Source organism: Halorientalis persicus, from assembly GCF_900110215.1.
Taxonomy (GTDB): Archaea; Halobacteriota; Halobacteria; order Halobacteriales; family Haloarculaceae; genus Halorientalis; species Halorientalis persica.
In genome coordinates, this window is the sequence record NZ_FOCX01000061.1 from 1 (window position 1) to 10787 (window position 10787).

General features: G+C 52.0%; 9 protein-coding genes. 8 read left to right on the forward strand and 1 reads right to left on the reverse strand.

Annotated elements, in window-relative coordinates:
• Positions 1-146: 146 nt before the first annotated feature.
• The gene (csa3, locus tag BMX17_RS23855) at positions 147-791 is read right to left on the reverse strand and encodes a CRISPR-associated CARF protein Csa3 (protein ID WP_092664857.1); all 645 of its coding nucleotides are present in this window, start codon (positions 789-791) and stop codon (positions 147-149) included.
• 272 nt (positions 792-1063) lie between these two features.
• On the opposite strand from csa3, the gene cas6 reads away from it, so the two are divergent.
• Genes cas6 through cas2 form a run of 8 tightly spaced genes read left to right on the forward strand, consistent with a single transcriptional unit; the run spans position 1064 to position 10697 of the window.
• Positions 1064-1807 carry a CRISPR system precrRNA processing endoribonuclease RAMP protein Cas6 gene (gene cas6, locus BMX17_RS23860; RefSeq protein ID WP_244515099.1) on the forward strand — a complete coding sequence of 248 codons (744 nt, stop codon included), beginning with the start codon at positions 1064-1066 and terminating at the stop codon, positions 1805-1807.
• On the forward strand, positions 1807-4926 hold the full coding sequence (cas10d, locus tag BMX17_RS23865; protein ID WP_092664863.1) for a type I-D CRISPR-associated protein Cas10d/Csc3: 3120 nt from the start codon (positions 1807-1809) through the stop codon (positions 4924-4926). Before cas6 ends, cas10d begins: the two co-directional genes overlap by 1 nt.
• 2 nt (positions 4927-4928) lie before the next feature.
• Entirely contained in the window at positions 4929-5918 is a 990-nt protein-coding gene (gene cas7d / locus BMX17_RS23870) for a type I-D CRISPR-associated protein Cas7/Csc2 (protein WP_092664865.1), read from the forward strand.
• Between the two features lie 8 nt (positions 5919-5926).
• A complete protein-coding gene (gene cas5d / locus BMX17_RS23875) occupies positions 5927-6670 on the forward strand; it encodes a type I-D CRISPR-associated protein Cas5/Csc1 (protein ID WP_092664868.1) in 744 nt (247 codons plus the stop codon).
• Positions 6663-8816, forward strand: coding sequence for a type I-D CRISPR-associated helicase Cas3' (cas3, locus tag BMX17_RS23880; RefSeq protein WP_092664871.1), 2154 nt, complete (start codon positions 6663-6665; stop codon positions 8814-8816). The genes cas5d and cas3 overlap by 8 nt, the downstream gene beginning before the upstream one ends.
• Positions 8816-9430, forward strand: a complete 615-nt coding sequence (gene cas4 / locus BMX17_RS23885) for a CRISPR-associated protein Cas4 (RefSeq protein ID WP_092664880.1) — start codon at positions 8816-8818, stop codon at positions 9428-9430. The genes cas3 and cas4 overlap by 1 nt, the downstream gene beginning before the upstream one ends.
• A complete protein-coding gene (gene cas1, locus BMX17_RS23890) occupies positions 9427-10422 on the forward strand; it encodes a CRISPR-associated endonuclease Cas1 (protein ID WP_092664874.1) in 996 nt (331 codons plus the stop codon). The genes cas4 and cas1 overlap by 4 nt, the downstream gene beginning before the upstream one ends.
• Positions 10423-10424: 2 nt before the next feature.
• Positions 10425-10697 (forward strand): CRISPR-associated endonuclease Cas2, encoded by a 273-nt coding sequence (gene cas2, locus BMX17_RS23895; RefSeq protein ID WP_092664877.1) that lies wholly within the window; start codon positions 10425-10427, stop codon positions 10695-10697.
• Positions 10698-10787: the final 90 nt, after the last annotated feature.

A 10787-nucleotide genomic window follows, 5' to 3' on the forward strand; every position in this document is an offset into this window, starting at 1 on the left:
GTTTCAATCCCGGTGTGGGTTTTCTGACCGTCGTGGCTGGGGGTGGAAATACGGCCATAGCGATCAAAAAGCTTTCTCAGCCACGCATATCGTCACCCGGCTACGTCAACCGGGGCCGTACACGAAGTTAATAAATGTCCAGGTAGCTACGCCAGTTCCCGAAGAACCAACTGCCCGGTTAGCGTCACCTTGGCGAACTTTGTTTTCCCGTCAGTCCACGTCTCAATAGCATCTTCGTCAGATAGCGAAGTCACATGCCGTGTGATAGTACTCTTGGATTTGCCTGTTGTTTCAGTCAACTCCGGAATTGAACTCCCGCCATCTGCCGTGGCAATCGCCCGGAGTGTCTCGAGCGTCGTATCCTGCACGTGGGCGGTCAGCCGAGGGAGTGACCACTCCTGAACCGTGCCGTCGAGATCGCTGAAAAACAGTGCAGCCGAGAGCAATCGAACGTGTGTCATTGCAGCAATCGTCAATGGTAGCAAGACATCGCGTGCACCGCCACCTAGCGAGACAATCCGCTCCCCCTCGGCAGCCCGAATCAGATCACTACACTCTAGCACGGCAGTCTGAAATTCATTGTGGGAAATTCGCTCCGTCCTCAGATCGATGTCTGGTTCAATCTCCTGAAGGAGCCGCTCGACATCTCCGATTGCCTCCTCGGCACGCGAATCTGGTTCCTGGTCGGGGCGGATTAACACGACCGCATCGCCAGTGTCGATACCATGACTCAATAGCGGGCGCGTGACGCTCGTACTGTTGAACCCGATCGCCGAGAGATACGTCCGCATTACCGGCTCAATGGGATGGTACACAAAAACAGTACTGTTGCATAGACGTGAAATTAACGGCTGGAGGATTTTGATTGCATGAAATTGAAACCGTCCCGTTTTTGGGAAACGTTTATGGTGGTACTGGGTTAACGGCTGAGGTACACCTGATGATCGAACAAGAAGTCTCGCCGACTAATAGATTACGCCGGATCGACATCACGGCTCGCCCGGCGTCTCGGTTTCCAGTGCCTATTTCCGACGGATATTCCGTGTATTCGGCGCTGTTGGGTGTGCTCGAAGCGGTTGATGCAGACGTGAGCGGACACATTCATGATTCGTCACTTGGGAGCCTCCACAGCAGTGGCCTTCGTGGTGTGTTCGGTGACAGTGACCGCGCCTATCATAAGTCGCTCCTGCCAGACGAGGCCTATCATCTGACGCTTGGCGTCGTTGACCCCGCCGACATCGAGATATTCCAGGCGCTGGTGAACGCGCTCGTCTTGGAAGGTGATCGTATCGATTTGAGTCACGGTAAGTTGCACGTCGAACAGTTTGAGAGCGCGAACACGACACAGGGCGAGCTGCTGGACGAGGTGGGCTCGATGGACGACCCGACTATCGAGATGTCCTTCGAGACGGCGACCTGTATCGAGGAAGCCGGCGAGATCACGACGATGTTTCCCCATCGGTGGGCCGTGTTCTCGTCGCTGTTGGGGAAGTGGAATCGGTCCGCGCCCGAGGAGTTGGAGCTCGATCTGGGGCGAGAGGCGGTTGAGGCGAACGTGATTGAGAAACCCGACGCACGCACGTATGATACCCACTCGGTGCTGGTCAATCGCGTCGAGAACGACGACGGAGAGACGCGGAATCTCTTCCGGCAGGGCTTCACAGCCGACTGTACCTACGAGTTCAAGGACGCGAGTGAGTCCGTCGAGAATGCGGTGACTGCGCTTGGGTTGTTTGCCGAGTATAGTGGCGTCGGGAGTGCTGTTGCTCGGGGTTGTGGACAGGTGAGTACGGAGGTCAAAGATTGATGACGGACGACGATAGAAAGCAGGCCAAATTTGATGATATTGGGTCAGAGAGCGATGGTGGTTCAGAACAAGAACCTACTGAAGGCGTTGATTCTTTCTCAACGGCTTTCTTGGAAAACCCAGAAGAAGAGTTTGAAACTGACCCCAATTCAGAGACTGTTGAGTCAAAATTGGATAGTGTCTTAAGCGAGTATATTACACAGGTAGATCCACGGCTTGTGGAAGCAGGATGGTCGTTTCTCCCGAATAAGAGTGTCGAATACGGGAAAGTCGACCAGTCGATGCTCAATCATACTCGCAATCTAGTGTACTTTTTACACCAGCTTGCTCGGCAGGTAGAGAATACTGATCTTCCTCCGATTACACCGAAGAAACTCCGCCATCTCATCGCACTCGCGGTCGCTCACGATTATCACAAGCTCCGCAAAGTAGACGAAAATCCAGATGAACGGTTCGATATCCAAGTCAAGGAACTGGAGCCGTTCATCGAGGAAATGGGACTAGACGAATTTAGCGCTATTCAGAACGATCCCAACTCGACACTCTCGATTCGAACGTTCCGTTCGTGCGCCGTCGATCATCACGACACTAAAAACGCTAACTCGACTCGCGTCACGACGACCTGGCGAGAGTACCGACCACTAATACGACTGGCCGACGCGATGGCTTCCTCGACGACACCAGAGGCAGCGACGAATGATCGCGTTCAAGATCGATTCCGCGAGGCGTTCCCCGATGGTGATATGGAGCTTGTACATCATCAAACTGGCCACATTAGTGGCGTTTTTACGAACTTCTTGAATAAAGCTGTGAGCGAGTATTTGCAGGAAGAATACGACTATCAACTGCTCACGATGTATCAGGATGGCTGTGTGTACCTTGCACCAACCGAACAGGATCAGCCAAAGAATAATGAAGAACTTGTCGCCACAATTACCTCACGGCTAAAAGACAGTATCAGCAATTCCCACCCATCGTACAACGATGTTGATCAACTACAATCAAACCTCTCGATTGCCTATGCACAGGGACTCTACAGTCCGAACGAAGCCGACTTTTTTTACGCTGGCAGTGGAACAATGTTGCAGGCTGTCGTTCGAAAAGGCGTCACCGATGGCGACGCGAACGACAGTGCCACAGACGATGCCACAGAGTCGATGGAACTGCTGGAAAGTGAACTGGAAACCGAGTTCGAGAAAACGGCACAACAGTACGGTCTCGCTCGATTTGTGAACACAATAAAGAGTTGGTTTGTCGATCCTTTGCTTCCCAGGGACCGAACTGCAAACGACCTGATTCGAGCCACTGTCTCCGTGTTCAACCTTTCCGATGAGCTATCTGAGAACCTTGTTTCTCTCTCAGAGGACACTACCTCGGAGTTGAAAAGCGGCGGCAAATGGGAGTATTCGTATGCAATTGCACAAGGACTTCTTGATCGACACGGAACCGGGCCTGTAATCCCTACTGTCGAAGACGATATTATTAAAACAGTGTCAGATGGTCTGACTGCACTCGTTGACGAAGACACTGATTGGCGGACTCGGATACAGGAGACACATGCAGGTGACATGGTGACAGGAGTACGTGCATTTATAGCTGAAAACCTAAGTATAGGGAATAACAGTTCTATCCTCACGAGCGCAACCGTCGACACTTACGAAGAATATAGATTACAAAAAGAAAATAGATACAAAGGTAAAATTTGTACACTATGTAGCCGTGGCGTCGCGGCAGGCGGAAATCTTGGTCCGATGAAGTCAAAAAAATCACTCACTACTTTGCGAGACGGCTTTTCAAATAGAAAGATGGTTGGAAGTTCCGAAAGAAAACTTTTGCTCTGTTTGATTTGTCGAATCGAATTTTCGTTGCGTGAGACAGCAGCATCTCGACGAGACGAAGGGCGACTGTTCTTCCATCTGGTACCTGACTACTTTTATACGCCCTACTCCTGGCGGCTCTATTCTCGTTTAGTCAACCGGTTCACCGGTGAAAACCGAGTTCGACTAGGACGACTTGCCGAGCGGGTGTTCGATATCGACTCGCTCGAAGAGTTCACCGGTGTGATGGACGAATTGACACAGCCGGAAGGGAATGGGCGAACGATGATCGAGTCACTCTCCCAAGATTTCGACCGTAATCGACAGTTCGGTGCCCAGACCGTCGGCTATTTCAAGAATCCGGACAACGATACCGAATTTCAGTTTTTCGGTGCGTTTCTGGCCCTCACTGTGAGCGCCTACACTGGGATGCGTGTGTATCTGAGTTCGTCGCCTGTTCCAGAGATGCGCTCTCGTGACTTCCCGGAGTTCGCAAAGATCGGGAGCGGGTTCACGCAGGTGAGTGAATTCTTTGACGGGAAGGTAACACTCACTGAGTTGAGTGATCAACTCCAGTCTACCGCGGCTTTGATCAAACTAGGATATTCGCTCCAATATTACAAATTTGACAATAAGAGTAAAAACAATCGGTACAATGATTCGCTATTCGCAAAGTACCTCAGAATAACGCGGAACGAAATGCTGCCGGGTTCCTATTTGTTCAAACGGGCTACACAGGCCGAGCTAAATTCCTCAGATGAGGGGCCGTACATACCCGCCCTGATGAGGTATGCAGTCGCGCTCGATCAGCGAAACGCGATCAGACAATCCAATTCACAAATGACTGATACACCACACAACCGCATCACGACACTCGCGAATCTCGCATACGATGCCATCCGACCGGCGAGCGGACACGACCGGAAACCCCATCGTGTCGAACGTGTGTTCCGTGAGAGCGTCAAAGCGGTTTCAAAGACCGGACAGCAACTCGACCGAGAGGACTACAGAATGTGCGTCTCCGGGCGACTTCAGAAGATGATCGACCGGCAGGCCGGTGATGCGGTCTATCCGGTCAGTGCCGAAGAGTCAGACGCTGGTACATCGCTTCAGGAGCGACTAGAGGAGTACGCGAGATATTTTGTCGATGAAATCCTCTACGGGATCGCAAACGGGCGTCCTTCCCAACTGAAGCGACTCGAAAACAACCTCGCAGACGGTTTCTTCGGTGCGACACTTCGAGCTGAGGCAGAGTACTACGAAGAAGACGATGCGGAGAAACAGACAGCAGACCAAATCTAACAATGATTCCAGACAGTATTACCGACGCACTTGCAGATGGCACTGTTCCAATCGATGGTATGACCAACACGCCCGGAACGAACTACACGACGCTTCTGGTACTTCGGGAACTGGAGAGCCATGCCGTCTTTACAACTAATGGGCAGGACGCAGACATCACCTCACTATCTGTCGTTGACGACGATGGGAGTATCGAGTACTCACCAGGACTGATGTTCATGCGGAAACAGACCGGGAGTGATCGCCGGACTGGAAAAGCGATTCAGCGGGAACTACTGGAGTACGACCAGAGCGATTCGATGGATGTCAACGATATGAATCCCCAGTCCGTCGAGTCGGCACTCTACGGCAGTGCAGCCAGTGGAGACGACGATGTGGATATCGGCGTCACGTCGCGAGTGATGTACGATACTGCGTTTACTGTCCGCGATGCCAGTGCGTGTATCGACGAGAAATTCCAGAACGCGCCCGGTGAGGGGTACGCCAAAGGGTCGACTGCCAACATTCGAGAGCCGGACTTTTTCGAACCGGGAACCCTGTTCCCGTGTACCATAACACTTCGTGACGCAACACCTGCGGAAGTGGCGTTCGTCGCTGCGATTACGAGCCGAAACAAACGCTACGGGGCGGCAACGACTCGGCTTGGACGGGTGAACAATCGTATCCTCGGTCTCTACACTGGATCTGAAGAGGGGCCGTCAAACCGAGAGCTCACTGCCGAAACGATTGTGTCATTCGCCAGTGAGAGTGATCGAACGCTTGGTGATATCGTTCAGGCTCCGGCACTGAATGCTGACCAAGCAGCAACATACGTCCGAGAAGCCTACGATACAGCGTGTGCGGAGACAATCGCACAGAAAGCTGTCGATGACGAGATTCTCGATGAATTACTGTCGCTCACAGGTGACGATGACCTCCAGGCTGTGCTTGAAGCCCAACAACCCCACTCACAGTCGTTCATTGACGACGCAATTGCAGCAGACGAGAACTAATCCAAGCCATGGAGGTACTCGAAGCAACGCTGACAACACACGGGAAAGTCGGGTTTGCATCCCGGGAAGTCGGTCGGATGGCTGACACCGACCCGTATATCCTCAACACAGCACTGCACTATGCACTCGGATTAGCAGGTGGCAACTACGTTGATATTACCCACCAGCCAACCTATATTGAGGATACAGCGGACATCGTAGACGAAGTATACGTGACCCCAGCCACACCTGTAGCGGTCGAGAGCGATTCGATCCAAACAGAATACCTCACGACCATCCGGAACGCGAGAGCAGATACGTACGCGACCCCGAATTATCCGGCCGATGACGATCCAACGGGAAAGGCCAGCCAGAACCTTCCAACGTTTGAGCGTGAACGAGCGCTAGCGCCGGGTAACCACTTCCGGTTCTATGTCTTTCCGTACGGCCGGACAGTTGAGTCCGTCAAAGAGACACTTCCGTCGTACATCCGACTGGGCAAAAAGCGTGGGAAAGGCCACGTTCGCTATCGTATTGTCAATGCCGATCGAAAATCGGGGGCGTTCTCGCTAGGACATCCGCTGAGTATCTACGATCATGACGCACAGCCACTCGGTGGCGTCGTGATGCGCCAGATGCAACCCACGCCGCTCTGGTTCGAGGGTGAGTTCGAAGCTGACCACTACGCGATAGAGTCACCGATTGACTCTACTGACCGTGTGTACTACCCGGCAGATGCCAAATTCCTCGCAACGAAACGTGACGATGTGTGATTCGTCCCAACTAACGGTTCAATTGAAGGGGCTCGCGTTGCGAGAATATCCTGGTGATTCGTATCCAGTTGACGGCGTCACCCCTCACCGCCACCAGTGGGCACTCCACGATGCCCTGACAACTGATGTTCCGGGTGTCTTCGTGAACGACGCACCAACTGGTGCGGGAAAGACGCTTTCGTGGCTCGCACCGACGGTTTCGGAGGGTCTGGACACGGTTGCGGTGTATCCAACGAATGCATTGATCGAAGATCAACAAGAGAATATCGGGTCACAACTGGACGATATTGATGGTGGAGATGACGTCCATTTACTGGCAGTCTCAAGTGACACACTTCAAGACGAGTACGCTACAGAGTACCCTGCTGCTGAGTCGAACGGAGAGCTACTTTCGTACCTCTTACGGGATGCATTCCAGCGACCGGAAACGGTAATTCTGCTCACGAATCCAGACATATTCGTCCTGTTACGACGAGAAATATATCACAAACGAATCGATGGCATCAATCTCTTTGAAGTCGCTGTGGTCGATGAGTTTCATCGAGCGACACGAAAGGAACAGAATACGCTACTGTTTTTGTTGGATGAAATGCAAGACGCCGATACTGAAATATGTAAGTTATCACATCTCGTGTTCCTCAGTGCGACACCTGACGAGGAGTTAGCCAAACGGTTCGATGAGTCGGTCTCTGCTCCCTACTATCCACTCACGGATTTCGGATGGCGTGAGACAGCACATCCAGCAATGGCTGAAGATGACCAGTCAGTTATCGCATTTGCACCCGGTCAGCTACCGACTGCTTACCGTCCAGTATTACCACCGCTCGAACTCCGATTGCAGCCGGCTGCAACCTTTCAGACTGCGACACGACTGGCTGAGGAGCGAGAGGAAACTATTGACCGCCTCTTACAGGGACGAACTGTTCTGATGCTGGATGGGATTCACGAAGTCGACCGTATATATCGATTGCTGCAGGATTCTGAACTCGGTATTGTCGAACGAATCGACGGATTTCATCGTGGAGATATCGGTGATAAACTCGACCGATTTGATACTCTTGTTAGCAATGCGGCAGTCGAAGTTGGTGTCGATTTCGATACTGATCAGGTGCTCTTCTCGGCACACAGCGCCGCAACATTCTTCCAGCGACTCGGCCGTCTCCGAACACGTGAAGAGACATCAAGTGCCTACGCGTACCTCCCACCCTACGTACATAAACAACTTCAGCCGGAGATCGATGAGTTCAATAACGAGTGGATTAGCCGAGATCAGTTCAAGGGGTTGGTTGAAAAACACTACGTCGATAACTCAACACCGAAGTCGTTTGACTGGCGGTATTCGGCTGTCGAAGCGTACCATCACGTCGAACAACGTGTAGACAACGCACCATCGGACGAATCTGGCCTGATCCGAAAAGAGGGCTGGAAACGAATCGAACGGCACTTTTGCCAACCGCATGGTACCGTGTTCTCGAAGCAAGATGCGAAACGATGTCATGACGCGGTCCAAACAAAGATTCTCGATACGTTGCAGATGTACCGCGGTAACAGTCTCCAACTATCAGTCTATGATCCAGACCAACAAGTCGTCCAGAACTACAATCTGACGTATCTACTACGACACGGCGACATCCGGTTATTGGAGCGGGATGACTTTTTGACCCATCTTCCTGATCATCTCGAAGACGATTTATCACGGGTGGAACGTTACAGCATTGGATACTGCATCTATTTCGGGACTTACGACAGCGATGGAACCGAAGGTGATGAAGAGTACACTGGGCGCGATCTCTGCTTCAAACCGACTGGTGAACTGTACTCACTACTGAGTGAGGGACAACGGCAGACTCGGGAACCAAAAGTGTGTACCGGTCTAGAAGTCGAAACGTCACCGGACATCGATGGGTTAGACCAATTGAAAATCGCCCTCAGTGAAACCGAAATTCTCTGTTACCCGATTGAGGGTCATGTCAGCGAGGTCTCGAAACAATACTCCATTGGCGAGTTCGGATTCGTGTATCCACTTCTACATCCAGAAGGAGATACAGCATCTATCGCGTTCAGCCATGATGCACTCTATCTGTACTGCCAAGTGCAGGATCAGCAGGATACTGATGGACTTGATATTGAGGTGAGTGAGTTATGATGTCAGGAAGTTCCGTCGCAGATCACGACGAGATCGTTCACGTGAGTGCGCTGAATGAGTACCTCTACTGTCCACGACGATTCTACTACCAGCGGTATCACGACGAAATCGGAACACCGTACGAACTGGTCGATGGTCGGAGTAAACACGAGAACGCTGCTCACCGAGGTGACTGGATCAACGAACAATACTTGTGTGATACCTCACTGAGTCTTCATGGCAAAATCGACATTATCGAATCAGAAGACGGGGTCCTGACGCCAATTGAGCGGAAGCGAGCTGAAAGTGGTGGGTACTACACCAACGATGAAATTCAGCTAGCCGCTTACTGTATGTTACTGTCCAAAGCAATCGGCGAGCCTGTCAACTTTGGATATATTTATTTGTATTCTACAGACCAGCGACATTCGGTTCGGATCACAGAGGATCATCGCCAAGCAGTCAACCAAATTGTAAGGAAGATTCAAACCATGTCAGTCGACGAGATACCCACACTCACCGACAATCCCTCGAAGTGTGAGGCCTGCTCTGCCCGAGAGTACTGTATGCCAAAAGAAACAACGATGCTTGAACCTGACAGAGCCCACGGAACTGGCTGGGAGGGAGAGGTATGAAAGCGACCGAGGGGATGTTCGATGAGTCGGTGGTCTACGTCACTAAACAGGGCACCCAGGTTCGAAAAGACGGCGGCCGCATTGTTGTCTGGGATGTCGACGGCGACCAAGGCGAACTCGCCGTGTTCCCCACGGAAAAACTCGAGACTGTCAACGTCTTCGGCGGCGTGAACTTTTCGACACCGTTCGTTGCCGAGGCGAACGAACATGGCATCATTCTCAACTACTTCACCGAGAACGGCAAATACCGAGGGAGTTTCGTCCCCGAAAAGAACACCATTGCCGAGGTACGGCGGGCACAGTACGCACTTGACGAGACCGCAGAGGTGGATATCGCATCGTCGATGATCGCTGCGAAAATCCGCAATGCCCGAACACTGCTTTCCCGAAAAGGCGTTCACGGGACGGATGTTCTGAAAGATCTCGGTGTCCGTGCGACGACCGTCTCAACGAAAGATGACCTCCGCGGTGTCGAAGGTGAAGCAGGTGAGCGGTACTTCAATCGTCTCGACGAGACACTCACCGATGGGTGGACCTTCGAAAAACGAACGAAGCGACCACCGGAAGACCACATTAACTCACTGTTGTCACTGACCTACGTGTTCATGAAAAACGAGGTACTGAGTGCGCTACGTCAGTATAATCTCGATCCGTTCTTGGGTGTCCTTCATGCCGATCGCCACGGCCGGCCATCACTGGCACTCGACCTTCAGGAAGAGTTCAGGCCAATCTTCTGCGATGCGTTCGTGACACGGCTGGTGAATCGTGGTGTAATTACACATGATGAGTTTACACAGGATAACCATCTGGTTGACGACGCGTTCAAGACCTACTGCTCGAAGTTTGATGAATTTATGCAAGAGGAATTCACCCATCCGTACTTCGAGTATACCGTTACACGTCGGAAGGCTGTTCGACAGCAGGCAATTCTGTTGCGGAAGGCAATCACGGGTGAATTGGACGAGTACCATGCGCTAACCTTCTCAAAATAACGATGCGTTTGGCTATTGCCTACGACGTAAACGACGACACGGACCGTCGACGGGTGTATCGCACACTCGAACGGTACGGTGCCTGGCGGCAGTACAGTGTCTTCGAAGTGGATGTCTCGAAATCCGAGCGCGTTGAGCTTGAGGACGAACTAGAATCTCATATCGAGCCAGTCGACGGTGATCGGATTCGAATTTACCGTCTCTGTCAGTCCTGCCAGGACAATACGACCGATATTGGATCGGATCCACCGGACGAAAAATCCAATGTTCTCTGAGTGATTTACGTGGACCCTTATTAATTAGCTGTACAGCCCCGGTCGACGTAACCACCCTTAGATTTTACACACTGAGAAAGCTTTTTGACG

What these genes read in the sequence shown, in the direction of transcription:
- csa3 (WP_092664857.1), bottom strand. Translation starts at nt 791, where the DNA reads ATGCGGACGTATCTCTCGGCGATCGGGTTCAACAGTACGAGCGTCACG.
- cas10d (WP_092664863.1), top strand. Translation starts at nt 1,807, where the DNA reads ATGACGGACGACGATAGAAAGCAGGCCAAATTTGATGATATTGGGTCA.
- cas7d (WP_092664865.1), top strand. Translation starts at nt 4,929, where the DNA reads ATGATTCCAGACAGTATTACCGACGCACTTGCAGATGGCACTGTTCCA.
- cas5d (WP_092664868.1), top strand. Translation starts at nt 5,927, where the DNA reads ATGGAGGTACTCGAAGCAACGCTGACAACACACGGGAAAGTCGGGTTT.
- cas3 (WP_092664871.1), top strand. Translation starts at nt 6,663, where the DNA reads ATGTGTGATTCGTCCCAACTAACGGTTCAATTGAAGGGGCTCGCGTTG.
- cas4 (WP_092664880.1), top strand. Translation starts at nt 8,816, where the DNA reads ATGTCAGGAAGTTCCGTCGCAGATCACGACGAGATCGTTCACGTGAGT.
- cas1 (WP_092664874.1), top strand. Translation starts at nt 9,427, where the DNA reads ATGAAAGCGACCGAGGGGATGTTCGATGAGTCGGTGGTCTACGTCACT.
- cas2 (WP_092664877.1), top strand. Translation starts at nt 10,425, where the DNA reads ATGCGTTTGGCTATTGCCTACGACGTAAACGACGACACGGACCGTCGA.